Here is a 24,277-nt window from a genome sequence, read left to right on the forward strand (position 1 = left end):
GCATGGATCTTCTGCTGAGCACCCCCGCCGTCGTCCAAGGTCTGCGCAAGGTCGAGACCCGGATCAGGAGGCTGAGCGCCTCCTCCACGCTCCCCGGCATCAACGAGGGCGCCGCGCGGATCGTCAGCGCGGGCGGCAAACGGCTCAGACCCGCTCTGTCCCTGGCCACCGCGCTGGCGCTGGGCGGCTCGATCGACCGCCGGACGGTCACCGCCGCGGCCTGCGTCGAGCTCATCCACGCCGGGTCGCTGGTGCACGACGACCTGATGGACAGGGCCACCGAACGCCGGGGCGCCAAGACGCTGAACGCCGACCTCGGCGACGGCAAGGCCCTGGTCATCGGCGACTTCATGCTGGCCAGGGCGGGCCTGGCGGCGATCACCTCGGTGTCCAGGCCGGTCGCCGAGGTGCTGGCCGCGACGGTGGTGGAGCTGACCGAGGGGCAGTACCTGGAGACGGCCGAGCAGTTCAACCTGGCCAGGACGGAGGAGAGCGCGCTCAGATCCGTGACGGGCAAGACGGCGGCGCTGTTCAGGGCGGGCTGCCTGGTGGCGGCGGTCTGCGCGCACGCGGGCCCGGAGGAGCGGGCCAGGATGTCCGCGTACGGCGAGCGCTTCGGCCTGATCTTCCAGATCCTCGACGACCTGCTCGACCTGGCCGCCCCCGCCGAACTGCTGGGCAAGCCCGCCGGCAACGACCTGCGCCAGGGCGTCTACAGCGTCCCGTTCCTGCGCGCCCTGGCCGGGGACCCCGAGCTGGGACCGCTGCTGGCCGAGGACGTCGACGCGGTGCTGTCCAGGCTCAGGCGGGGCCCGATGGTGGCCGACACCCTGGAGTACTGCCGCGCCCTGGCCGCCGACGCGCAGGGCGTACTGCCCGTGATCGCCGACCGCGAGATCGCCGCCGCCCTGCACGCCCTGCCCACCGCCTATATCGACAGAGTCGCCGAAATGACCCGTCACGCTGCGTTGACCTACCCCAGTTGAGATTTGTTGGGACAATTAGTAGAAATCCCAAGCCAAACCCCGCAAAGAGTGCTCATACTGGAAAACAGCTGGCCATTCAGGAGCGCGCTCATGCGGAAGACACCCCCTCGCATGACCACGGAGAAGCAGCTCGAGTCGACTGCCTTCCTCCAACTCACCGCCGTGGACTTCAGCGGCATCTACGCGGTCCATCTGGCCGCCAAGGACGAACGTCTGAAAATGACCCGGCTGGCGATGAGCCTGCTCTCGGTGCCGTTCGCCGCCGCGATCGCGCTCACCAGCACGAAGGTCGTTGACCCGGCCAGCCTCACCAGCTGGGAGCGGGTGCCGCCCTACCTCTTCGCGCTCGTGGCCGCCTTCGGGCTGCTCGGCGTGCTGCCCTTCCTGCGCCTCATCGAAGCGGTCAACGCGCACGCCAGGACCGCACGGGCGATCAACAACTTCCGGCTGCTCTACGTGTCGAGACTCAAGGACGAGCTCGGCTGGGAGCCGAACCTGCCGATCGACCCGCGCTTCCCCGAGACGTACGCGCCGCTGGCCTGGCCTGGCATCAACGTCATGATGCTGTCGATCGTCAACTCCGCCTATCTCACGGTCGGCGTCACCGGCCTGAGCGGGTCCGAACCCAACGCACTACTGCTGCTGACCAGCATCCTGCTCGTGGCGCTGGTCCACTACGCGGTCTACTACGTCCGCTGCAACGTCACGCGGCGCCGCCGCCTTCCCCGTGACACGTATTGAGTTCTCCAGACGGGAGACGTGATGCCCAGCCCCGATGATGTGGCGGGGACGAGTGAGTGGAAGTCCTGTGGGGAGGCGTGGATCTGGCTGATGCGCCATGTCTGGACCTCCGGCGCGCCCGCCGACGACGACCGCGGCCCGGTGATCGAAGGTTCCCCGGTGCTGTTCGAGATCATCGACGTACGGCAGGACGACCCGATCCTCGCGACGTACGGCGACCCCGCCAAAGCCGCCCTGTACGCCAGGAAGTTCACCGAGGACGCCGTCGTGCCCCCTTTCAAGTACAGCTACGGCGCCAGGATGCGCGGTCAGGTGCGGTGGGTGACCGAGTTGCTGCGGGCCAAGCCGTACAGCAAGAGCGCGTGGATCTCGCTGACCGGGCCGGGGGAGCCCTATGACGCGGTGCCCTGCCTGACCTCGGTGTCGTTGCGGATCAGGGACGGGCGGCTGGTCATGACGGCGGTCTTCCGGTCGCAGAACGCGTTCACCAGCTACCTGAACTACGTGCCGTTGCGGGACGTCCAGGCCGGGATCGGGCGGGATCTCGGCCTGGAGCTCGGGCCGCTGCGGGTGTTCGTGGACGTGCCGCACCTGTACCTGTCCGATGTGGCCGAGGCGCTGGCCGTCATGCGACCCCGGCAAGCGTTCTGCAACCAGGGCTGACTACATTTCCCTCGATGAGAGCGCGCATTGTGGACGTGTCGACGTACCTTCCCCCGGACACCCTGGGCAGTGACGAGGTCGAGGAGCGGATCAGGGGCTACCGGCCGCCGCGCGGCATCGTCGAGCGGATGACCGGCATCAGGCGGCGGCATGTGGCCGGGGACGGCCAGCAGGCTTCCGACCTGGCCGTCGAGGCGGCCAGGGGGATCGCCGAAGGCGTCGATCTGCTGATCTTCGCCTCGGCCTCGCAGGACATGGTCGAGCCGGCCACCGCGCACATCGTGGCGGCCAAGCTCGGCCTGTCCTGCCCGGTGTTCGACGTGAAGAACGCCTGCAACAGCCTGCTCAACGGGATCCAGGTGGCCGAGGCGCTGATCCTGACCGGCGCGCACCGCCGGGTGCTGGTCTGCACGGGCGAGACCCCGTCGCGGGCGATCAGGTGGCGGGTCGGGGACCGCGCCCAGTTCCGGCGCCGCCGTGGTGGTCGCCGCCGACCCGGCCCGCGGCATCTTCTACCGCGACTTCTCCGCGCACAGCGCGGCCTGGTCGATCGGCACGCTGCCCGGCGGCGGCTCGGCGCATCCCCGGGACCCCGAGTACAGCTACTTCACCGGCGACGGGCGGCGGTTGAAGGAGGCGTTCGAGCGGGTCGGGCCGGACCTCTTCCTCAACGCGCTCAAGCGCACCGGGCTGGGCTGGGAGGACTTCTCGCTGGTGGCGGTGCATCAGGTGGCGCTGCCGTACCTGCACTTCCTGGTCGGGGTGCTCGGCATTCCCGAGGACCGGCTGGTGGTGACGCTGCCCGAGCACGGCAACTGCGCCTCGGCCACGCTGCCGCTGCAGCTCGCGCTCGGCCAGGCCGGGCCAGGCGACCGGGTGGCGCTGCTCGGCCTCGGCGGAGGCATCAGCATGGGCGTGATGCTGGCGGAGATGTGATGGACCTGTGGGTGGTGATCCCCGCGTACAACGAGGCGGCCGGGATCGCGGGCACGCTCCGCGCGCTGCGCGAGCAGCACGACCGCCGCTTCACGCCGCTGGTGGTCGACAACGGCAGCACCGACGGCACCGCGCAGGTGGCCAGGGACTGCGGCGTCGAGGTGATCCACGAGACGCGCAAGGGTACGGGCGCCGCCAGCGACACCGGCATCCGGCACGCCATCTCCCGGGGCGCGACCCACCTGGCCAGGACCGACGCCGACTGCCTGCCGCGCCCCGACTGGACCGCCAATGTGCGGCGGGCCTTCGACGACGGGCTCGAACTGGTCGGCGGCAAACTCCGCGCCCGCACCGACGAGTACGAGCTGCGCCTGTGGGAGCGGCGGCTGATCCCCGCGATCGTGGAGACGGCCGCGTTCTTCGGCAAAGTACGGCCCAGCAATCGCTCCCCCGAATACCGAGGACCGTACGTCATGATGCCCGGCGCGACCCTGGCCATCACCGCCGACCTGTACCAGCGCTGCGGCGGCTTCCCGCGCACCTCGATCGAGGAGATGCACGAGGACCGCGAGCTGGTCAACCGCGTCCGCCGGCTGACCGGCGCCTACGGCTCCCGCCGCGACGTGGTGGTGTTCGCCTCGGTCCGCAGGCTGCGCGCCTACGGCCTGGCCGGAACCCTCGCCTGGTACATCAACCACCACAACAAGCCCGAAGTCATCGACATCAGATGATCGACCACGAAACCCGCCTCTACCTGGCCGCCCACCCCTTCGCCTACCCGCTGCTGCGCCTGCTGGCCCGGCTGGGCCCGGTCGTCCGGGTGCCCGGCCTCGGCGTCGTCGTCAACGACGCCGCGGTGGCCAGGAGGGTGCTCCTGGACCCCCGCTTCCGCAAGGACGGCCCCGGCTCCCCCGGCGACCTGTGGACGCCGGTCCTCGGCCCCTCGGTGCTGCTCAACATGGAGGGCGAGGCGCACGCCGCGCTGCGCGCCAGGCTCCAGCCGCTGTTCACCCCCTCCTCGGTCGCGGCGCTGGTGTCCGGCGTGCTCCGCGAGCCGCTGGCCGCGCTCGACGCCAGGCTGGCCGCCGGGCAGGAGGTGGACCTGGTCGACGCGATGCGCCTGATGGCGGGCGCGGTGATCTGCCGGGTGATCGGGCTCGGCGAGGTGCCCGAGGACCGGGCCAGGGCGCTGTACGCCGACGGCGAGCGGGTGGTGTCCATGGTCTCGCTGCGCACCCGCCGCCTCGCCGACCGGCAGGTGGCCGTGGCCCGCGAGGTGCTCGACCGGATCGGCGACATCGCCGAGGCCGCCTTCACGCGCGGCGACGCCGCCACCGTGATGGGCCGGATGCGGCGGCTCGGCCTGTCGGCCGCCGAGGCGCGCGGCGCGGCGGGCGCGTTCTTCCTCACCGGCACCGAGACCGTCGCCACGTTCGTCCCCCGGCTGATCGCCCTGCTGCACGACCATCCGGCCGACGGCGTCGACCTCGACCGGGCGATCGAGGACGCCCTGCGGGTGACCACCCCGACCCCGGTCATGCTCCGCTCGGTGGCCGAGCCCGCGCACGTCGGCCAGATCGCGGTACGGCCCGGCGACCGGATCGTCCTGGCCACCCACAACTGCGCCCGCGCCCACGGCCCCTTCGACCCGGCCGCCGCGCACCCGCCCGAGCTGCGCCGCCTCTGGTTCGGCGCGGGACCGCACTTCTGCATCGGCTACCCGCTGGCGCTGGCCGAGATCCGCGCGGTCGCCTCGACGCTGCTGGCCCGCCGCGTCACGGTGGTACGCCGCCGCGCCGCCCGCGGCGTGCTCATCCCCACCTACGCCGAACTCTGGATCCGAGCCGCCGCATGAGGATCGGGGTCACCGGCGCGTCGGGCTTCGTCGGCGGCGCCGTCTGCCGGGCGGCGGTCGCCCGGGACTGGCAGGTGTACGGCTTCGGCCGCCGCCCCGCCGTCGGCCCGGCCCGCCTGGGCGGAGCCCCCTACCTGCCGTGGGATCTCACCCTCGGACCGCCTCCGCCGGTAGAACTGGACGCGCTGATCCACTGTGCGGGAAGCGTCACCGACTGGGGCCCGCCGCAGGAGATCTGGCGGGCCAACCTCACCGGCACCCGCAACGCCCTGGCAGCCTTCCCACTGGCCAGGTTCGTGCACGTGAGCACCGCCAGCGTCTACGACCCGTACACGCCCACGGTGATGGCGGCCGAGCACGAGGCCCCGGTCCGGCGCTACGCCAACGCCTACGGCGCGTCCAAGGCGGCGGCCGAGCACGCCGTCCATGGCCGGGCGGTGATCCTGCGCCCGCACGCCGTCTACGGGCCGGGCGACACCACGCTGCTGCCTCGCCTCCTGCGCTCGGTCAGGGGGCGCGCGCTGCTCGCGGTGGGCGACGGCGGGCAGCAGATCAGCCTGACGTCGGTGGACAACCTCGTCCAGGCGTGCCTGCTGGCCGTCGAGGCGCCCACCGGGGTGTACAACGTCACCGACCGCGAGCCGGTGGTGCTGGACGACGCGCTGCGGAGCGTTCTGCGCGAGCGGCGGATCGACGCCGTGCCGCGCTACCTGCCGTACCGGCTCGCCCATCGGATCGCGGCGGTGGCGGAGACGGTCGCGTCCGTGACGGGCCGGCCGCCGCGCCTGACCCGTTACGCGGTCGGGCATCTGGCCGTCGAGCGCACCCTCGACATCTCCGCGGCGCTCGACAGGCTCGGCTACGATCCCGCGCCCACCTCGTTCGAGGGTGCCGCGTCCTGGTGAAGGGCTTGCCGTGAATTGGGGTGACGCGCCAGCTCAGCGGGCCTAATCATCCACCGACCGTTACTAACCTGTGATGGATCTGCGTGGTGACGGGGGTTGCACAGGATGACAGGTAAAGATCGCGGTTTCAGCCTCGGCGCGAGCCTCGCGCTGACGCTGGCCTCGGCGGCGCTGTGGGGCGTCGCCCACCTGGCGACGGGACGGCAGCGCACCGGCGTCCTGCTCATGACGTTCCACCTCGTGATGATCGCGTTCGTGGTGACCATGGCCACGACGTTCAAGTCGCAACTGCTGTCCCTGGCGGTGCAGCCGAACTGGCTGACCGCGCTGACCGGCGGCCTGATCGGCCTCGGCCTCACCTGGTCGGTCGTGATCATCTGGTCGTTCGTCCTGGTCAAGCCCGCGGTCACGACGACGGCCTCGCGCACGCTGACCACCGTCACCGCCACCCTGCTGTGCGCGCTGATCATCGCGCCCAGCGCCTACGCCGCCCGCCTCGCCTACCTGTCGCGGGACGTGGTCACCAGCCTGTTCAGCGCCACCAGCAGCACCCCGGTGATCGCCCAGGACCCGTGGAACGGGGCCAGGCGGGTCAACGTCCTGCTGATCGGCGCCGACTCCGCGGCGAACCGGCCCGGGGTGCGGACCGACAGCATGACCGTGGCCAGCGTCGACACCGCCACCGGCGCGACCACCCTGCTCGGCCTGCCGCGCAACCTGGAGCAGGTGCGGCTGCCCACCGGCCCGCCCCGCGAGCGCTTCCCCTACGGCTTCACCGGCGAACCCCCCTACACCCCCGGCCTGCTCAACGAGGTCTACCAGTACGCCGAGGACTACCCCGAGATGGTCCCGGGCGTACGCAAGGGCCAGCGCGGCCCGACCCTGCTCACGAAGACGATCAGCAACGTCCTCGGCATCCCCGTGCACTACTACGCGATGGTCGACATGACAGGATTCGCGCAGATCGTCGACGCGATGGGCGGCGTCAAGGTCACCATCCGCCAGCCCATCACCTACGGCAAGTACAACGAGGGCCTGCTCCCCGCCGGCACCCGCAAGCTCTCCGGCCAGGAGGCCCTCTGGTACGGCAGGTCCCGCACCCACAGCGACGACTACGTGCGGATGGGGCGGCAGAAGTGCCTGCTCAACGCCGTGGCCAAGCAGGCCGACCCGATCACCGTGCTGAACAGCTTCGAGAAGCTGGCCACCGCCACCAAGCGGGCCATCTCCACCGACGTCCCGCAGGCCCTGCTGCCCGCGATGATCGACCTGGCGCAGAAGGTGAAGGGCACGCACATCAGGAGCCTGTCGTTCGTGCCGCCGCTGATCAGCACGGGCGACCCCGACTGGAAACTGATCAAGCGCAAGGTCGCCGGCGCCCTGGCCGACCGCCCCGTCAGCAAGGCCGCCACGGCCCCCGCCCCCCGCGATGCCGCCCCGCCCGCCCCCAGCCCCGAGGAGCCGATCTCGCTGGACACCCACTGCGGCTAGCGCTACTTCGCCGTGCCGCGCAGCAGGAGGGTCACGAAGCCGAGCAGGCCGCGGTAGCCGTTGAGCCACATCTCGCGGTGCTCCAGGGCCGCGGCCGTGGCGGCGTCGCCGTCGGGCCCCGGGTGGGCGAGTGCCCAGTCCAGCAGCGAGCCGGTCCACGACCACTCGTACTCGTCCCACTCGCCGAGCTCGCTGGTGTGGCCGTAGACGGTCCGGAACCCCCCGGCCTCCATCTGCGCCACCGTCCCGGCCAGATCCGCGTACTCGCCGATCAGCTCCTTCTCCTCCGGCGTCGCCGCCCGCTCGTAGAACCCCTCGCCGACCAACGCGAGACCACCGGGCTTCAAAAACTTGGCCACGGCCTCAAGCGTCGGGGTCAGCCCGCCGAAGGCATGCGTCGACCCCACACAGAGCACCAGGTCGTACGGCTCCGCCGGCTCGTAGGAGGTGGCCGACTCCAGGTGCAGGCCGAGCCGTTCGGCTACTCCTCGCTCGGTGGCGGCGCTCTTGGCCGCGGTCAGGGCCGGCTCGCTGACGTCGACGCCGTCGGCGGTCGCGTCGCCGTACAGCTCCAGCAGTCTGATGCTCCAGAACGCCTCGCCGCAGCCCAGGTCGAGGATCCTGGCCCCGGCGGGCAACGAGGCTCTGCGCAGCAGGGCGTCCAGGTGGTGTTCACTGATCGGCGCGGCGATCGGGTGGTGGGCGTGGGCAAGGTGGCTGATCAGCTGTCGGTCCATGTGGGCGACCCTAGCGAGCACAGGGGTGGACAAGCGTCTCATTTTCACCCCGAGCTGCTGATGTCACACAGTGAGTGATCTCAACCAACAATTCCGACTTGACGTAGCGGAAATCACGGGCTTTGATACTCCTATAGCCGACTTATTAAGTAGGAAATAGGGAGAAGTGATGAAGACTCGCAGGGTGGTCGCCGCTCTGGCCGCACTGGCGCTCACGGCCGTCACGGCCGCCTGCGGGGGCGGGGAGAGCGCCGGAGGCGGCGGCTCGACAGGGGCCGTCAAGGAGGTCCGCCTCGGCTACTTCCCGAACATCACGCACTCCACGGCGCTGGTCGGCGTCGAGAAGGGCCTGTTCAGCAAGCACCTCGGCTCCGGCGTCTCGCTCAAGACCAGCACGTTCAACGCCGGACCGGCCGCCATCGAGGCGGTCTTCTCCGGGGCGATCGACGCCACCTACATCGGCCCCAACCCGGCGATCAACGCCTGGGCCAAGTCCAAGGGTCAGGCCATCAAGATCATCGCAGGCTCGGCCTCCGGCGGCGTCTCGCTGATCGTCAAACCCGAGATCACCTCGGTCGAGGGCCTCAAGGGCAAGAAGATCGCCACCCCGCAGCTCGGCAACACCCAGGACGTCGCCCTGCGTTACTGGCTGCAGGAGAAGGGCCTCAAGACCGACGTCAAGGGCGGCGGTGACGTGCACATCGTGCCCCAGGAGAACTCCCAGACCCTGCAGACCTTCGCCACCGGCGACATCGACGGCGCCTGGGTGCCCGAGCCGTTCGCCAGCCGGCTGATCCTGGAGAGCAAGGGCAAGACCCTGGTGGACGAGCGCGACCTGTGGCCGAACCGGCAGTTCGTGATCACCCACCTGATCGTCCGCCAGGAGTGGGCCAAGGCCAACCCCGACCTGGTCAAGAAGCTGCTCGAAGCGCACGTCGAGTCCACCAAGTACATCACCGACGACCCCGCCGCGGCGGCCAAGACGGTCAACACGGCCATCGAGAAGCTGACCCAGAAGCCGCTCAAGCCGGAAGTCCTGGACAGCGCCTTCAAGAACATCACCTTCACCAACGACCCGATCGCCTCGTCCCTCGTCGGCAGCGCCGACCACGCGATCAAGGTCGGCCTGCTCGACCCGGTGGACCTGAACGGCATCTACGACCTCAAGACGCTCAACGAGGTGCTCGCCGCCCAGGGCCAGCAGTCCATCTCCGACAAGTAGGGAGATCCCGGTGACCACCCTGACGGACCGCGACGTGGCCGTACGCCTCGACGGCGTCTCCAAGCTGTACGGCCACGGCAAAACCGGCCTGCTCGCCCTCGACCACGTCTCGCTGACGGTCTCGCCCGGCGAGTTCGTCTGCCTGCTCGGCGCCTCCGGCTGCGGCAAGAGCACCCTGCTGTCCCTGGTCGCCGGACTCGACCGCCCGACCACCGGCCTGATCCACACCGAGGGCCGCAGGATCGCCATGATGTTCCAGGAGCCCGCGCTGTTCCCCTGGCTGACCGTCTCGGCCAACGTCGAGATGGCGATGCGCGCCAAGGGCGTGGCCAAGGCCGAGCGCCAGGCCCGCGCCGCCGAGTTCCTGGACATCGTGCACCTCGGCGGATTCGGCCGGAAGCGCCCGCACGAGCTGTCCGGCGGGATGCGCCAGCGGGTCGCCCTGGCCCGCGCGCTCGCCCAGGACGCCGACGTGCTGCTGATGGACGAGCCGTTCGGCGCGCTCGACGCGATGACCCGCGACCTGCTCCACGACGAACTGGAGCGCATCTGGCGGGAGCGGGGGCTGTCGGTCGTCTTCGTCACCCACAACGTCCGCGAGGCCGTACGGCTCGGCGACCGGGTCGTGCTGCTGAGCAGCCGCCCCGGCAAGGTCGTCGAGGACTTCCCGGTGGACCTGACGCGGCCCCGCCGTACCGACTCCGCCGAGGTGGCGGGGCTCGCCTCGAAGATCACCGACCGGCTCCGCGAGGAGGTCCTGCGGCATGGCCGTTGACACGCACGCCCGGCAGATGGCCGGGCTGGACGCCCTCGAACTGTCCGGCGAGCAGCGCACCGGCGTCGCCGCCAAGGTCTGGGGCCGGGTGTGGCCGATGCTCACCGCGGTCGCCATCGTGCTGGTCGTCTGGGAGCTGGTCGTGCTCAGCGGCTGGCGGCCCGAGTACGTCTTCGCCGGGCCGGTCACCACCTTCCAGGACCTGTTGCACCGGATGGGCGAGGCCGAGTTCTACCAGGCGGTCGCCACCACGATGCGGCGGGCGGTCACCGGTTTCGCGCTCGCGATGCTGATCGGGCTGATCATCGGCGCGGCGGTGTCCCGGATCAAGGTGCTGCGGGCCGCCTTCGGCTCGCTGATCACCGGTCTGCAGACCATGCCGTCGATCGCCTGGTTCCCGTTCGCGATCCTGCTGTTCGGGCTCACCGAGAGCGCGATCCAGTTCGTGGTCATCCTGGGCGCGGCGCCGTCGATCGCCAACGGCCTGATCACCGGCGTCGACTACACCCCGCCGCTGCTGCTGCGCGCGGGGCACGTGCTCGGCTTCCGGCGGCTGCAGCTCTACCGGCATGTCATCCTGCCCGCGTCGCTGCCGTCCTTCCTGGCCGGGCTGAAGCAGGGCTGGGCGTTCGCGTGGCGCTCGCTGATGGCCGGAGAGCTGATGGTGATCATCGCCTACCAGGCGTCCCTCGGGGAGCAACTGGCCATCTCGCGCGAGCTGGCCGACTCCCCCGGGCTGATCGGCACGATGATCGTGATCCTGGCCCTGGGCATCCTGATCGACATGCTCTTCGAGGCCGCCGACGGCGCCCTGCGCCATCGGTGGGGCCTGCACCAGGTGCGCAACTGACACCATGCGGATCTCCGCACGAACCCAGTACGCGTTGCGGGCGGTCACCGAGCTGGCCGCCGCACCGCCGGGACCCGTTCCCGCCGAGAAGATCGCCACGGCGCAGAGCATCCCGCGCAGGTTCCTGGACAACATCCTGCTGCAGTTACGCCGCGCCGGGCTCATCCACAGCCAGCGCGGCCCCGAGGGCGGCTACTGGCTGGCCAGGCCCGCCGGTGAGATCACCCTGGCCGACGTGATCACGATCGTCGAAGGCCATCCCGAGCAAGCCGAGCACGGCGGCTACCCCGGGGTGGCCCAGCCGCTCGCCGAGGTCTGGAGCATGCTGCGCGAGCACGAGGAGACCCTGCTGACCGAGATCACCTTCGCTCAGATCGTCTCGTCGAGGTTCTCCGCGTAGTACTCGACCGCGGGGCGGTAGCCGCCGACCTGCCCGGTCTCGGCGAGCAGCTTGAGCAGCGCGCCCACCGCCTCGCGCGCCTCGCCCGCGTTAGAGGGGCCTCGTCCCGCTCGCCTTCCTCACGCAGCCGTACAGCTCGCGCCAATTCGCCGTCTCGCATGCGCTCAGTGTGGCATCATGACTCTCGATGGAAACGATTTTCATAGTCACTTGGAGTCCAAGGTGAGGGTGGCGTTCGTCGGCAAGGGCGGCAGCGGCAAGACCACGATGTCCGCGCTGTTCGCGAGATACGTGTCGAGCCAGGGCAGGCCGGTGGTCGCCATGGACGCCGACATCAATCAGCACCTGGCGCTGGTGCTCGGCCTGGACCGGCAGCCCGAGCCGCTGGGCGAGCGCCTCACCGAGATCAAGGAGCTGCTGCGCGGCGACAACCCGCGCATCCCGTCGGCCGGGGCCATGGTCAAGACCACCCCGCCCGGGCGCGGCTCCCGGCTCCTCCGCTTCACCGACCTGCCGTACTCCGTGCAGACCCCCGAAGGCCCGCGCCTCATGGTCACCGGCCCGTTCAGCGAGGACGACCTCGGCGTCGCCTGCTACCACTCCAAGCTCGGCGCGATCGAGCTGCTGCTCAACCACCTGGTCGACGGCCACGGCGAGTATGTCGTGGTGGACATGACCGCCGGGGCCGACTCCTTCGCCTCCGGCCTGTTCACCCGGTTCGACCTCACCTTCCTCGTGGTCGAGCCGACCCGCCAGGGCGTGAGCGTCTACCGGCAGTACCGCGAGCACGCCGCCGGTTTCGACGTGCCGATCAAGGTGATCGGCAACAAGGTGCACGGCCCCGACGACGTGGCGTTCCTGCGCGAGCACCTCGGCGACGATCTGCTCACCTGGGCCGAGCACTCCGCCGCCGTGCGCGCGATGGAGCAGGGCCGCGCGTTCGCCCTCGACGACCTCGAACCGGTCAACGCCGAGGCGCTGGCCATCCTGCTCAAGCACGTCGACGCGCAGGAGAAGAACTGGCCGCTCTTCGGGCGCCAGACCGCGGAGTTCCACCTGCGCAACGCCCGCGCCTGGGCCGACAAGGCCACCGGCCGCAACCTCGCCGACCAGATCGACCCGGGGTTCGTGTACGGCCCGGTCTCACTCCGCGACTAGACGACTGTCCCCCTCGCGCCATCTGGAGCGCCTCCCCCAGCCCACCTAGCGTCAAGTAGACCCGTCCTTCCGAGAGGAGACAGCATGTCGCTGACCGTTCCCAATGATCTGCTCGACCAGGCCAGAGCCGGAGAGGTGGACGACGCGGCGTTCATCGCCTGCGTCCGCGACTCCCTGCCGTACGCCTGGTCGGTGATCAGCGAGCTGGCGCGGCAACGCGACCGGACAGGAGCCGAGTTCACCGACAACCAGGTGCCACCGCCGGACGAGGAGGCCCGCGGCCAGCTCTTGCGCTGCCTGGCGAGCGACTCGATGCGCGGCGCGCTCGAACGCCACTTCGGGGTACGGCTGGCCTTCCAGAACTGCCACCGGGTGGCCGTCTTCGACCCCACCGCCACCAAGGCCCTGAGCGAGTTCGTCACCCCGAGGGCCCAGATCCTCAACCAGAAGCCCGAGCTCGTCGACTGCTAGCGAACCCGGGGTAGGACCTCGGCGCCCAGGCGCCTGATGTTCTCGAGGGTGCGGGCCTGCTCGCCCGCACCCTCGACCATGAGGATCAGATGGCCGAGCCCGGTGACCTCGGCGGTGCGCAGGATCGTCTCCACGCACCGGTCCGCCGACCCCACCGGATGCACCTCACACAGGAAATCCACATATTTCCGCACATCCCGCGACGCACCGGGCCGGCCGTCCACCGGTACGTATCCGGCCAGCCCCGGCTCCATCCACAGCGGCAGCGCCCGCTTCATCTCCCGCACGGCGATCGCTGTCGAGTCGGCCACATACCCAACCCCAGCCGCCAGATGCCCCACCGGCCCGGCCCCCTGCGCCGCCTGGTGTGCCTCGTCGTAGGCCCGTAGCGTCGCCGCCTTCTCGGCGTCGCCGACGTGCATGCCGAGCAGCATGGGCAGCCCCCGTTCCGCCGCCAGCCGTACGGTCCCCGGCGAGGTGCAGGCGACGACCGGCGTCATCCGCGCCGACGGCACCATCGCCACCTCCCGGAAGGCGAAGAACTCCCCCGCCGCCGCGATCGCGGACCGTTCCAGGGCGGCGCACAGCAGATCGAGCGACTCCGCGAAGCCGTACTCGAACCGCGCCAGCCCCGTCCCGAACACCTCCAGGTCCACCCACGGCCCGCCCCGCCCCACCCCGAGCGTGAAGCGCCCGCCCGACAGGTGGTGCAGCATCGCCGCCTGCTCGGCCAGCGCCACCGGATGCTGCGTCGACAGCACGCTCACCGCGGTGCCGACCCCGATCCGGCTGGTCCGCCCCACCGCCACGGCGGCCAGCGTCACCGCCGACGGGCACACCCCGTAGGACATGAAATGGTGCTCGGCGATCCACACGTCATCGAACCCGGCCTCCTCGGCGACCACGACCGCCTCGACGGCATCCGCCAACACCCGCCCCGGCTCCCGACCCGGAAACCCAGCGGCGACCAGAAAGATCCCGATACGCACCCCTCCGATAGTGACCGATTCCCGATCGCCCGGACAGTGCTCGCCACCAGGTTGTAGAAGTGCCACATGGCGACGAGGAACAGGTGATCGCACTATGCGCATCAACAGCAAGGGGCAGGTCACCATCCCTGCCTTCCTGCGCAGGAAGTACAGCCTTCACCAGGGCGACGAGGTCGAGGTGGTCGAGATCGACAACACCCTCCAGATCGTCCGCAGGCCGGTCGCCCCAACTAGTCGAACAGAGAGGTCTGTCCTTCCCTGACCGCTGGGTTTCTGTGTCTCTTGAGGTGGCGCCAGCGGGGCAGGTCGTCCAGGTAGGACCATGACAGCCGGTGGTGCGGAGTGGGGCCCAGCTCGGCCAGGGTCGCCTGGTGCTGGGGTGACGGGTAGCCCGCGTTGTCGGCGAAGCCGTACTCGGTGTAGCCGATCGTGCCCATGTAGGCGTCTCGGCGGACCTTGGCCAGGACCGAGGCCGCCGCCACCGAGATGCTCGCGGCGTCGCCCTTGATCTCCAGCCGTACCGGCCACGGCGCGCCGATGTAGTCGTGCTTGCCGTCGAGGATCACCACGTCGGGGCGGACCGGCAGCGCCTCCAGCGCCCGGCGGGCCGCACGCCGCAGGGCCTCGGTCATACCCAGCTCGTCGATCTCCGTGTGCGAGGCCTCGCCGTGCGCGTACCCGGCCGCCCAGCCCTCGATCTCGGACACCAGGCCCGCCCGCTTGGCGGCGGAGATCTGCTTGGAGTCGGTCAGCCCGGCCGGCGGCTCGGACAGGTCGGTCACCACCGCGCAGACACTCACCGGACCGGCCCAGGCCCCGCGCCCCACCTCGTCCACCCCCGCGACGATCTTCGCGCGGCCGGCGGTGAGGAGGCGTTCGATCGCGTACGTGGGGGCCACGCGCCCAGGCTAGCGGTCGGCCGGCCGTACCGGATCCAGATCCGCGGCGAGGTAGCGGGCGGCCACGTGGATCGCGCGCAGCGTCACCGACACCGAGGGGCGGTGCACGCTGGAGACCCGGGCGACGGCGTGCACGTCGCGGCCGACGGGGTTGCCGGGGAACTCCCGCACGGCGATCCCGCGCACCCCGGCCGCGAGCGCGAGCGCGGGCACCGCGGCGATCCCGATGCCCTTGGCGACCAGTGACAGGATCGTGCCCAGGCCCTCGAACTCCCAGGGGGTGGGCCTGGTGCCGCCCACGTCGACGAACAGGCGGTCCACCGCCAGCCGGGACGGCTCGCCGTCGGGGGTCGCCATCCACGGCTCGTCGCGCAGTTCGAGCAGGTCCAGCGGCACCTCGGGGTCGGCCAGGCGGTGCTTGCGGGGCACGACCAGGACGAGCGGGTCGTGCAGCAGCGGGAAGACGCGCAGGCCCTCGCTGTCGCGTGCCCTGCCGTACCAGTCGTCGACCAGCGCGATGTCCACCTCGCCCGACTGCACCTCGCGCCGGCCGCGCCCGGATCTGCTCTGGCCGAGGCGCAGCGTGAGCTCGGTGTGCCGGCGCAGCGAGCGGGCCAGCGCGGGCGCGAAGGCGACGGCGGCGGTGGGGAAGGCGGTGACCACCACGCGGCCGACCGGCGTGGCCGCGTGCGCGGACAGGTCGGATTCGGCCTCCTCGACCATCGACAGGATGCGCTCGGCGTGCGCGACGAGCCTGCGGCCGGCGTCGGTGAGCTCGGCGCTGCGGGCGGTCCTGTCGAGCAGCGCGGTGCCCGCCTCGCGTTCCAGCGCGACGAGTTGCTGGGAGACCGCGGACGGGCTGTAGCCGAGCGACGCGGCGGTCGCCGCGATGCTGCCCCGCCGGGCGAACTCGCAGATCAAGGTCAGACGACGGAGATCGAGCATCGGACTTCCTTATGCCTACCCATGAAAAGCCTCGCTTGTGCTGATGCCCTCATCCAACCACGCTTGGGAACGTGACAAACATGACCGTGACACCGTCCGCCACTCTGGTGGCCAACGAGGACATCGAGCGAAGACGGCGCGCCGGGGAACGTGTGCTGCACCTGGCCTTCGGTGAGGCAGGGCTGCCCGTCCACCCGGCGCTGCGCGACAAGCTGGTCGCCGCATCCGAGCGCAACGGCTACGGGCCGGTCGCGGGCGCGGCCGAGCTGCGATCGGCGGCGGCGGGCTACTGGACGAGGCGGGGACTGGCGACCGATCCCGAGCTGGTGGTGTGCGGGCCCGGCAGCAAGTCGCTGCTGTACGGCCTGCTGCTGGCCATCGGCGGCGACGTGGTGCTGCCCATGCCGAGCTGGGTGAGCTACGCCGCGCAGGCCGAGCTGATCGGCTCCCGCTCCATCCTGCTTCCCGCGCCCCCCGGCGAGGGCGGGGCGCCGGACCCGGACCTGATCGTCTCAGCCGTCCTGCACGCCAGGGCGCAGGGCAGGATCGTCCGCTCGGTGCTGGTCACGCTGCCCGACAACCCCACGGGCAGACTCGCGACGCCGCAGACCATCCACCGCCTGGTGGAGGTCGCCCGCGAACTCGACCTTGTGATCATCTCCGATGAGATCTACCGCGATCTGGTGCACGATCCCGCCGCCTCCTTCGTCTCGCCCGCCGACCTGGCCCCCGAGCGGACCGTCGTCACGACGGGCCTGAGCAAGAGCCTGGCGCTGGGCGGCTGGCGGATCGGCGTGGCCAGGCTGCCCGACGGAGCGCACGACCTGCGCACGAAGGTGCTCGCCGTGGCCAGCGAGATCTGGTCCGCTCCGGCCGCCCCCGTCCAGGAGGCCGCCGCCTACGCCTTCACCGAGCCGATCGAACTGGTGGAGCGGGTGGCCCTGAGCCGTCGCCTGCACAGCATCGTCTCGCGCGCCGTGTACGACAGGTTCACCGAGGCGGGCGCGTCGGTGGCGATGCCGCAGGGCGGGTTCTACCTCTACCCGGACCTCGGTCACCTGGGCCTCGGCGGATCCGCCGAGACGGCCCGGGTGCTGCTCGACTCGCACGGCATCGGCGTCCTGCCTGGACACGCCTTCGGCGACAACCCCGCCGCGGCCCGCGTACGAGTGGCCACGAGCCTGCTGTACGGCGAGACCGCCGAGGAGCGACTGGCCTCCCTGACCGCCACCGAACCCCTCCTGTTGCCCTGGATCTCGGCAAATCTCGACCATCTGTCGATGGGCTTGAAGGAGCTCTCGCTCACGCCCCCCGCACCCACCCGGACCAGGGCCGCGACCCTCATCCCAGCGGCGGCCCACGGGTAGGCATCGGTTTGGAGAATTCTTCGCTCAGCGGGCCTCCGCCAGCCTCCCGAATAGGCCCGCTGAGCTGGGAAAACGCGACAGCTTCAGGAAGCTGCAAAAGTTGTTTCGTGTCACCTGGTGCCGACCATGCCGAGCAAGCCTCATCATGTGCTCATGCCCGCTTTCGTCACCCTGTCCGGGCGCTCCGTGCGCCTGGAACCTCTCAGCCTCGCGGCGGTCGATGACCTCGTCGCCGCGGCGAGTGAAGACCGCTCCACCTACGCCTTCACTCGCGTTCCCGCCGGGCGGGAAGAGATGGTCTCCTACGTGGAGGCCGCCCTGGCTGAGCAGGCGGGGGGCCGCACGATGCCCTTCGCCATCCGGTGGCTGCACACCGACCGTGTGGTCGGTGCCACCCGCCTCATGAACCTGGAGTACTGGCAGGGCCCCATGCCCTGGCCTCCGGGCGCTCGGGGCGCGGTGGGCGAGATCCCGTCCGTGGCCGATATCGGTTACACCTGGCTGGCCGCTTCGGCGCAGGGCCTGGGTGTCAACCGGGAGAGCAAGTTCCTGCTGCTCTCGCTCGCCTTCGAGACCTGGAACGTCCACCGCATCACCCTGAAGGCAGATGTACGCAACACGCGCTCCCGGGCGGCCATCGAGGCCCTCGGCGCGCAGCTCGACGGCGTGCGAAGGGCTGAGACTCGCGGCGCCGACGACACGGTCCGAGATACGGCCTATTACTCGATCCTGAGTTCCGAATGGCCTGCCGTCCGAGAACGGATGAGCCAGAGGCTCGGACTCGTCGTCGCCGCGTAACTACCAGCATTCACGGACACAAGGGCCCTGCTCATACCGATGAGCAGGGCCTGGTGTTTGTTCCGGCCCGGTCAGCGCCGCATGCCGGCGAGGACCTCCTGGGCGAGTGCGTCCCGCTCGGCGGCCTCCCGGTCCGCCGCCTCCTGCTCGTCCGCCGCGCGAGCGTCGTAGGCCGCGCGGGCGGCGGCTATCTGGTTCTGGTGCTCCTCGGTCCAGGTGACCAGCGCGCGGATGGTGTGGTGCAGGGTCGCGCCGAGAGGCGTGAGCTCGTAGTCCACCCTCGGCGGCACGGCCGGGTACACGGTACGGCTCACCAGGCCGTCGCGCTCCAGGTGGCGCAGGGTCCTGGCGAGCATCCGCTGGCTGATCCCGTCGATCGCCCGGCGCAGCTCGGTGAAGCGGAGGGTGCGCCGGTCGAGCAGGGCGATGACCAGCAGCGACCACTTGTCGGCGATCCGGTCGAGGATCTGCCGGACCTCGCAGTCCTCCCGCGCGTCCCACTGCAGGACGTCGTAGTCGCCGGTATCCCCGCAGTAACCGGGTGACTTTGAAGTGCCGTCTTCCATACCTCCTGATGGTGTCTCACGATGCTCTTGGTTACAAGAGAGAACCGACATTCAGCGTGAGAACCATAGGAGTCCCCCTTGTCCGGAAAAGTCATGAACAGGCGCGCTTGGAGCGTCTTGCTGGTGTTGTGTGGCGCGATCTTCCTGGAGGGGATCGACGTGGCGATGCTGAACGTGGCGTTGCCCGCGATCCGGGCCGACCTGGGCCTGTCCACCGAAATGCTCAGCGGCGTGGTCAGCGCCTACGTGCTCGGCTACGGCGGGTTCATGCTGCTGGGCGGCCGGGCCGCCGACATGCTCGGCCGCCGCCGGATGTTCCTGTTCTGGCTGGCCGTCTTCCTGGTCTTCTCCGGCCTGGGCGGGTTCGCCACCGAGGGATGGATGCTGCTGGTCGCCCGGTTCGTCACCGGAGTCGCGTCCGCGTTCATGGCCCCCGCCGGGCTGTCGCTGGTCACCGGCCACTTCCCCGAGGGCCCGCAGCGCACCAAGGCCCTCAGCGTCTACGCCGGCACAGCGGCGGGCGGGTTCTCCCTCGGCCTGGTCGCCGGCGGCGTGCTGGCCTCGTTCGGCTGGCGGTGGGTGTTCTTCGCCCCGGTCATCCTGTCGGCGCTGATCCTGCTGGCCGCCATCCCGCTCATCAAGGACACGGCGGCGCCGACGCGCGCCCCGGGCGGCTTCGACCTGGCCGGCGCGTTCAGCATCACCGGCGCGATGCTGCTGCTGGTGTACGGGGTCGTCCGCCTGGAGCATCCCGGCAACGGCTGGACCGGCACCGCAGGGGCGTTCGTCGCCGGGCTGGCGCTGCTGGCCGCCTTCGTCGCGATCGAGCGCCGAGCCGCCAACCCCCTGGTACGGCTGGGCATCCTGCGCTCCGGCCCGCTCGTCCGCGCCAACCTGGGGGCGCTGCTGTTCATCGGCTCCTTCGCCGGATTCCAGTTCCTCGCCACCTTGTACCTACAGGAGCTGCGCGGCTGGAGCACGCTGGAGACCGGGCTGGCCATGCTGGTGATCGGCGTCGACATGATCCTGTCCCCGACCGTGACGCCCCGGCTGGTCAACCGCTTCGGCAACGTCCGGGTGCTGTTCGGCGGGCTGCTCCTGGCGGTCCTGGCCTACCTGCTGTTCCTGCCCATCGGGCTGGACTGGGCCTACGCCGCCATGCTGCCGACCATGGCCCTGCTGGGGCTGGCGTTCGCCCTGGCGTACGGCCCGCTGACGATGGCCGCCACCGACGGCGTCGACGAGCGCGAGCACGGCCTGGCCGGCGGGCTGCTGTACACCTCGATGCAGTTCGGCACCGCCCTCGGCCTGTCGGCGGTGACCGCCGTCAGCGTCGCGGCGCTCGGCGACGGCGGCTCCCCTGAGGCGGGGCTGAACGCCCTCCACCACGCCCTCCTCGTCCCGGTCGCCGCCACCGTCGTGGGCGCCGCCATCACCGCCTTCGGCCTCCGCGCCAGGAGGACCGTCCCCGCCACCGCCGAAGTCCCGGCCTGACACCCGAGGAGAAACCGACATGAAGCCCTTCGCCGAGATCCAGGACGAGTTCGAGACCTACATCGGTGACATCGTCTACGCCACCATGACCACCGTCGACAAGAAGGGACGCCCCCGGGCGCGGGTCCTGATCCCGGTATGGGAGATCGTCGACGGGCGCCCGCTCGGCTGGCTGGCCACGTACAAGACTCCCGTCAAGGCGGCGCACCTGGCCGGCAACCCGCACACCACCTTCTCCTACTGGACCAGGCGGCAGAACGCCGTCAGCATCGACGCCGTCGCCGAATGGACCGAGGACCTGGAGACCAAGCGGCACGTGTGGGATCTCTACCGCAGGACCAGCCCGGCCGGGGCCGGGTACGACCTGGGTCGGTTCTGGCGCGGAGGTCCCGCCGATCCCGAGCTCCACGTCCTGCGCCTGGAGCCCTGGCGCGTCCAGGTCATCCGAGGGAGCGACCTGCGCAGCGGAATCTGGAAAGCCGAGGAAGCCGCCTGACCCGTCATCACAGCCGCGCACCGCCCAGCCGGTGCGCGGCTTCCGCGCGAAGGGCCCCGCACCCCCGCGCGAGACCCTTCCTGAAAGGAGGGGCATGACCGCCCCCGTGGTGATGGGGCCATGCCCTGCTGACCACCAGAATCCAACAAGTCGGTCAACAGCGGATCAACGCCGGATCAACGAATTGAAGGGTGCCTATGGCGTGAGCAACGGAGGATCTATCATTTGGTCATAAAACTGTCCATTGCGTTGGAGATTCTGGGAATGGCTGGTCAGGGAATCGACAGCGGGTTACGGTTCGCCGTACTCGGCCCCGTGCGCGCCTGGCGCGATGGCGAGGAACTGGATCTGGGCACCCCGCTGCAACGCTCGATTCTCGCGATGCTGCTCCTCAGGCAGGGCCGTTCGGTCACGCCGACCGAGATGATCGACGCCGTCTGGGGCGAGGATGCCCCGCCCCGCGCGCTCGGCGCGCTGCGCACCTACGTCTCCCGCCTGCGCACCGTCCTGGAGCCCGACCGCTCCCCGCGCTCCCGCCCCGACCTGCTCACCTCCGTCGGCAGGGGCTACGCGCTGCGGCTGCCCGAGGGCACGCTGGACCTGGCGCGGTTCGAGCGCGGCATCGCCGAAGCGGAGACGGCCCGCCGGCTGGGCCGCCTCGACCAGGCCGCCGACGCGCTGCGGGCGGCGCTGACGCTGTGCGAGGGCGAGCCGCTGTCCGGGGCCGTCGGGCCGTACGCCGAGCACCAGCGCGATCGGCTGATCGAGACCCGGATCAGCGTCGTCGAGACGCTGATGGACGTGGACCTGGAGCTCGGCAGGCACGCCGCGATCGTCTCCGAGCTGATCGCGCTGACCGCCGACCACCCGCTGCGCGAGGGCCTGCGCGCCCAGCTCATGCTCGCCTACTACCGGTGCGGCCGGCAGGGCGACGCGCTCAACGTGTTCACCGAGACCCGCGACGCGCTCATCGAGGAGCTCGGCATCGAGCCCGGCCCCGAGCTCACCGCCCTGCACCAGCGCATCCTGGCCGCCGACCCCACCCTCGCCGCGCCCACCCCCGCCGCCTCCGCCCCCGAGGAGCCCGAGGCCGCCACGGGCACGGCCGACGACGAGCCCGCGCACGAACTCCCCCGTCCGGCGCAGCTCCCCGCCGCGGTAAACGACTTCACCGGCCGCCGCGAGGTCGCCGGGCGGATCCGCGGCCTGCTGTCGGCCCAGGGCTCCGCCGAGGGCGTACCCGTCGCGGCCATCTGCGGCATCGGCGGCGTCGGCAAGACCGCGCTCGCCGTGCACGTCGCGCACTCCGCCGACGACCTCTTCCCCGACGGGCAGCTCTACGCCGACCTGCGCGGCTACACCGAGGAGGCGACCGCCCCCGAGTCCGCGCTCGGCGCGTTCCTGCGCGCGCTCGGCATCCCCGCCGACGTGATCCCCGAAGGGCTGTCCGAGCGCTCGGCGCTCTACCGCTCGCTGCTGGCCGACCGGCGCATCCTCGTGCTGCTCGACAACGCCCGCGACGCCCAGCAGGTCATGCCGCTGCTGCCCGGCTCGGCGGGGTGCGCCGCCATCGTCACCAGCCGGGGCAAGCTGGCCGACCTGCCCGCCGCGCGACTCATCGACCTCGACGTGATGGAGCCCGACGAGGCGCTGTCGCTCTTCGCCGCGGTCGCCGGTCCCGAGCGGGTCGCCGCCGAGCGGGCCGCCGCCATGGACGTGGTGGCCGCCTGCGGGTTCCTGCCGCTGGCGGTACGCATCGTGGCCGCACGCCTGGCCGCACGCCCGTCGTGGACCGTCGCCTCGCTGGTGCCCAGGCTCGCCGACGAGGCCCGCCGCCTCGACGAACTGCGGGTGGGCAACCTCGCCGTGGAGGCCACCTTCGCCCTCGGGTACGGCCAGCTCGACCCCGCCCAGGCGCGGGCGTTCCGGCTGCTGTCGCTGCCCAACGGGCCCGACATCTCCACCGGCGCCGCGGCCGCCGTACTCTCACTGAGCACGCTGGAGACCGAGGACCTGCTGGAGTCACTCGTCGACACCAGCCTGCTCGAAGCGCCCGCGCCCGGCCGGTACCGCTTCCACGACCTGCTCAAGCTGTTCGCCCGGCGCATCCTGGAGAAGACCGAGCGGCCCCAGGCCAGGACCATGGCGCTGCGCCGGCTGCTGGGCTTCTACCTGGCCTCGGCCCAGTCGGCGCACCGCCTCGCGTACGAGGGCAGCATGATCGCCGAGAACCTCGTCGTGGTCGGCAGCGGGCGCACCTTCGCCTCCGCCGACGACGCCGTCGCCTGGCTCATCGCCGAGGGCGACTCGCTGTTCGCGACCATCAACCAGGCCGCCGGCTCCTCCCGTACGGCCGAGCACCTGCTGCCCGCGGGCGACCTGCTGGTCGCGATGGAGCCGCTGCTGGAGTCCGGCACCCACATGCGCGAGTTCGACCAGGGCACCCGCGCCGTCCTGGCCACCGCCAGGAAGATCAGTGACAGCGCGAGCGAGCTGCGCTCCCGCTATGTCCTCGGCCGGGTGCTGTTCGGCGCCAACCGGCTGCCCGAGGCCGAGGAGCAGTTCAGGATCGTGCTCGACCTGTCCAACGCCGGCGACGAGGTGGTGGTGACCGGCGAGGTGCTCAACGCCCTGGCCGTCGTCTCAGGCCGGCGGCGCCGCCACAACGAGGCGCTGGCCTGGTTCGACGCGGCCATGAAGTTCTACCGGGACAACAACGTGCCCGCGGGCGAGGCCCTGGTGCTGAGCTACTCCGCCAGGGACCACCTCGGCCTCGGCCACCAGGAGGACGCGATCAGCGCGGCGGAGAAGGGCCTGGCCATCTTCACCGAGCTGGGCAGCGGCGCAGGCACCGCCCGCGCCCGCTACCACCTGGGCATCGTGCTGTCCCGCGTCGGCCGCCTCAACGAGGCCGTCCACCACCACGCCGAGTGCCTGGCCTTCTTCCGGGCCAGCAAACAGCGCGTCTGGGAGCAACGGGTCTGCACCCGCCTCGCGGAGACGTTCATCGCCGCCGAACGCTTCCCCGACGCCGTACGGCACGCCGAGCAGGCCCTCCTGGTCAGCAGGGAGATCGGCCACCCCTTCGGCGAGGCGCTCTCCCTGGCCGTGCTGGGCAAGGCCCTCAAGGGGCTGGGCAGCACCACCAGGAGCGTCGACTGCCTACAGCGGGCCCATGACATCTTCGTCAGGCTCGGCGCCCCCGAGGCCGGGGACCTCAAGGCCCTCCTCGCCGCCTCGCAGGTCGTCGAGTCCTGAGTACAGCTCGTCGTCCAGACGTGTCATCCACACATGGTTGATCAAGGCTGCCTCTTCTCGGCACGATGTGATAGCCCGGCCGGCCATCTGACCATCACGCTTCGCTAGGGGGCCCGGTTGTCCGGATGCTCCACGTGACGGCTAGCCGCCTCACATCGACGACCGGCCGGACCTGGCACGAACCCTCGAACCCCCCAGGTCCGTGCCCACGACCAGAGCCTGCCCCCCAACGGTCAACATCCGATCAACAGCCGATTGCCCCGCCTGTCACGTCC

At 70.9% G+C, this 24,277-nt stretch carries 25 protein-coding genes and 1 pseudogene; 21 read left to right on the plus strand and 5 right to left on the minus strand.

Going from position 1 to position 24,277, the window contains the following annotated elements:
• Positions 1–2: 2 nt before the first annotated feature.
• From ABZ911_RS18090 to ABZ911_RS18130, 9 genes and pseudogenes are all read left to right on the plus strand, one after another.
• Entirely contained in the window at positions 3–986 is a 984-nt protein-coding gene (locus ABZ911_RS18090; RefSeq protein ID WP_358056529.1) for a polyprenyl synthetase family protein, read from the plus strand.
• 111 nt (positions 987–1,097) lie between these two features.
• Positions 1,098–1,727: a hypothetical protein gene (locus ABZ911_RS18095; RefSeq protein ID WP_358056531.1), complete on the plus strand. Its 630-nt coding sequence runs from the start codon at positions 1,098–1,100 to the stop codon at positions 1,725–1,727.
• A gap of 21 nt (positions 1,728–1,748) precedes the next feature.
• Positions 1,749–2,390 carry a hypothetical protein gene (locus ABZ911_RS18100; RefSeq protein ID WP_358056533.1) on the plus strand — a complete coding sequence of 214 codons (642 nt, stop codon included), beginning with the start codon at positions 1,749–1,751 and terminating at the stop codon, positions 2,388–2,390.
• A gap of 254 nt (positions 2,391–2,644) precedes the next feature.
• Positions 2,645–2,776, plus strand: a pseudogene (locus ABZ911_RS18105) (ketoacyl-ACP synthase III); the annotation flags it as partial.
• A gap of 91 nt (positions 2,777–2,867) precedes the next feature.
• Positions 2,868–3,326 (plus strand): 3-oxoacyl-[acyl-carrier-protein] synthase III C-terminal domain-containing protein, encoded by a 459-nt coding sequence (locus tag ABZ911_RS18110; protein WP_358056876.1) that lies wholly within the window; start codon positions 2,868–2,870, stop codon positions 3,324–3,326.
• On the plus strand, positions 3,326–4,057 hold the full coding sequence (locus tag ABZ911_RS18115) for a glycosyltransferase (RefSeq protein ID WP_358056878.1): 732 nt from the start codon (positions 3,326–3,328) through the stop codon (positions 4,055–4,057). Before ABZ911_RS18110 ends, ABZ911_RS18115 begins: the two co-directional genes overlap by 1 nt.
• Complete coding sequence (locus ABZ911_RS18120) at positions 4,054–5,181, plus strand: cytochrome P450 (RefSeq protein ID WP_358056535.1); 1,128 nt, start codon at positions 4,054–4,056, stop codon at positions 5,179–5,181. Before ABZ911_RS18115 ends, ABZ911_RS18120 begins: the two co-directional genes overlap by 4 nt.
• Positions 5,178–6,086, plus strand: a complete 909-nt coding sequence (locus ABZ911_RS18125; RefSeq protein WP_358056537.1) for an NAD(P)-dependent oxidoreductase — start codon at positions 5,178–5,180, stop codon at positions 6,084–6,086. Before ABZ911_RS18120 ends, ABZ911_RS18125 begins: the two co-directional genes overlap by 4 nt.
• Positions 6,087–6,191: 105 nt before the next feature.
• Positions 6,192–7,577, plus strand: a complete 1,386-nt coding sequence (locus tag ABZ911_RS18130; RefSeq protein WP_358056539.1) for an LCP family protein — start codon at positions 6,192–6,194, stop codon at positions 7,575–7,577.
• Between the two features lie 2 nt (positions 7,578–7,579).
• Here the strand turns inward: ABZ911_RS18130 and ABZ911_RS18135 are convergent, their stop codons facing one another.
• Complete coding sequence (locus ABZ911_RS18135) at positions 7,580–8,314, minus strand: class I SAM-dependent methyltransferase (RefSeq protein WP_358056541.1); 735 nt, start codon at positions 8,312–8,314, stop codon at positions 7,580–7,582.
• 169 nt (positions 8,315–8,483) lie between these two features.
• Between ABZ911_RS18135 and ABZ911_RS18140 the strand changes: the two genes are divergently transcribed.
• The 6 genes from ABZ911_RS18140 (at position 8,484) to ABZ911_RS18165 (ending at position 13,190) form a co-directional block, all read left to right on the plus strand.
• Positions 8,484–9,536 carry an ABC transporter substrate-binding protein gene (locus ABZ911_RS18140; protein ID WP_358056543.1) on the plus strand — a complete coding sequence of 351 codons (1,053 nt, stop codon included), beginning with the start codon at positions 8,484–8,486 and terminating at the stop codon, positions 9,534–9,536.
• 10 nt (positions 9,537–9,546) lie between these two features.
• Positions 9,547–10,311: an ABC transporter ATP-binding protein gene (locus ABZ911_RS18145; protein ID WP_358056545.1), complete on the plus strand. Its 765-nt coding sequence runs from the start codon at positions 9,547–9,549 to the stop codon at positions 10,309–10,311.
• Positions 10,301–11,161 carry an ABC transporter permease gene (locus ABZ911_RS18150; protein WP_358056547.1) on the plus strand — a complete coding sequence of 287 codons (861 nt, stop codon included), beginning with the start codon at positions 10,301–10,303 and terminating at the stop codon, positions 11,159–11,161. Before ABZ911_RS18145 ends, ABZ911_RS18150 begins: the two co-directional genes overlap by 11 nt.
• Before the next feature lie 4 nt (positions 11,162–11,165).
• Complete coding sequence (locus ABZ911_RS18155) at positions 11,166–11,561, plus strand: Rrf2 family transcriptional regulator (RefSeq protein WP_358056549.1); 396 nt, start codon at positions 11,166–11,168, stop codon at positions 11,559–11,561.
• 222 nt (positions 11,562–11,783) lie between these two features.
• A complete protein-coding gene (locus ABZ911_RS18160) occupies positions 11,784–12,719 on the plus strand; it encodes an ATP-binding protein (protein WP_358056880.1) in 936 nt (311 codons plus the stop codon).
• Between the two features lie 84 nt (positions 12,720–12,803).
• Positions 12,804–13,190 carry an SCO5389 family protein gene (locus ABZ911_RS18165; protein ID WP_358056551.1) on the plus strand — a complete coding sequence of 129 codons (387 nt, stop codon included), beginning with the start codon at positions 12,804–12,806 and terminating at the stop codon, positions 13,188–13,190.
• On the opposite strand, the gene ABZ911_RS18170 is transcribed toward ABZ911_RS18165, so the two are convergent.
• Entirely contained in the window at positions 13,187–14,122 is a 936-nt protein-coding gene (locus tag ABZ911_RS18170) for an LLM class flavin-dependent oxidoreductase (protein WP_358056553.1), read from the minus strand. The two genes, ABZ911_RS18165 and ABZ911_RS18170, sit on opposite strands and share 4 nt — an antisense overlap.
• A gap of 151 nt (positions 14,123–14,273) precedes the next feature.
• Between ABZ911_RS18170 and ABZ911_RS18175 the strand changes: the two genes are divergently transcribed.
• Positions 14,274–14,441 carry an AbrB/MazE/SpoVT family DNA-binding domain-containing protein gene (locus ABZ911_RS18175; protein ID WP_358056555.1) on the plus strand — a complete coding sequence of 56 codons (168 nt, stop codon included), beginning with the start codon at positions 14,274–14,276 and terminating at the stop codon, positions 14,439–14,441.
• On the opposite strand, the gene ABZ911_RS18180 is transcribed toward ABZ911_RS18175, so the two are convergent.
• Complete coding sequence (locus tag ABZ911_RS18180) at positions 14,410–15,078, minus strand: ribonuclease HII (protein ID WP_358056557.1); 669 nt, start codon at positions 15,076–15,078, stop codon at positions 14,410–14,412. The genes ABZ911_RS18175 and ABZ911_RS18180 overlap by 32 nt on opposite strands.
• A 9-nt stretch (positions 15,079–15,087) precedes the next feature.
• A complete protein-coding gene (locus ABZ911_RS18185) occupies positions 15,088–16,023 on the minus strand; it encodes a LysR family transcriptional regulator (RefSeq protein WP_358056559.1) in 936 nt (311 codons plus the stop codon).
• A gap of 80 nt (positions 16,024–16,103) precedes the next feature.
• Here ABZ911_RS18185 and ABZ911_RS18190 point away from each other — a divergent pair, with 80 nt between their 5' ends.
• Together ABZ911_RS18190 and ABZ911_RS18195 are read left to right on the plus strand one after the other, a co-directional pair.
• Positions 16,104–17,390, plus strand: a complete 1,287-nt coding sequence (locus ABZ911_RS18190) for a pyridoxal phosphate-dependent aminotransferase (protein ID WP_358056561.1) — start codon at positions 16,104–16,106, stop codon at positions 17,388–17,390.
• Between the two features lie 153 nt (positions 17,391–17,543).
• Positions 17,544–18,188 (plus strand): GNAT family protein, encoded by a 645-nt coding sequence (locus ABZ911_RS18195; RefSeq protein WP_358056563.1) that lies wholly within the window; start codon positions 17,544–17,546, stop codon positions 18,186–18,188.
• 71 nt (positions 18,189–18,259) lie between these two features.
• Here the strand turns inward: ABZ911_RS18195 and ABZ911_RS18200 are convergent, their stop codons facing one another.
• Positions 18,260–18,754 (minus strand): helix-turn-helix domain-containing protein, encoded by a 495-nt coding sequence (locus ABZ911_RS18200; protein WP_358056565.1) that lies wholly within the window; start codon positions 18,752–18,754, stop codon positions 18,260–18,262.
• 93 nt (positions 18,755–18,847) lie between these two features.
• Between ABZ911_RS18200 and ABZ911_RS18205 the strand changes: the two genes are divergently transcribed.
• From ABZ911_RS18205 to ABZ911_RS18215, 3 genes are all read left to right on the plus strand, one after another.
• Complete coding sequence (locus tag ABZ911_RS18205; RefSeq protein WP_358056566.1) at positions 18,848–20,248, plus strand: MFS transporter; 1,401 nt, start codon at positions 18,848–18,850, stop codon at positions 20,246–20,248.
• A 19-nt stretch (positions 20,249–20,267) separates the two neighbouring features.
• Positions 20,268–20,744 carry a pyridoxamine 5'-phosphate oxidase family protein gene (locus tag ABZ911_RS18210; RefSeq protein ID WP_358056568.1) on the plus strand — a complete coding sequence of 159 codons (477 nt, stop codon included), beginning with the start codon at positions 20,268–20,270 and terminating at the stop codon, positions 20,742–20,744.
• Between the two features lie 264 nt (positions 20,745–21,008).
• On the plus strand, positions 21,009–24,002 hold the full coding sequence (locus tag ABZ911_RS18215) for a BTAD domain-containing putative transcriptional regulator (protein WP_358056570.1): 2,994 nt from the start codon (positions 21,009–21,011) through the stop codon (positions 24,000–24,002).
• Positions 24,003–24,277: the final 275 nt, after the last annotated feature.

The organism is Nonomuraea sp. NPDC046570, from assembly GCF_040645915.1.
Lineage (GTDB): Bacteria > Actinomycetota > Actinomycetes > Streptosporangiales > Streptosporangiaceae > Nonomuraea.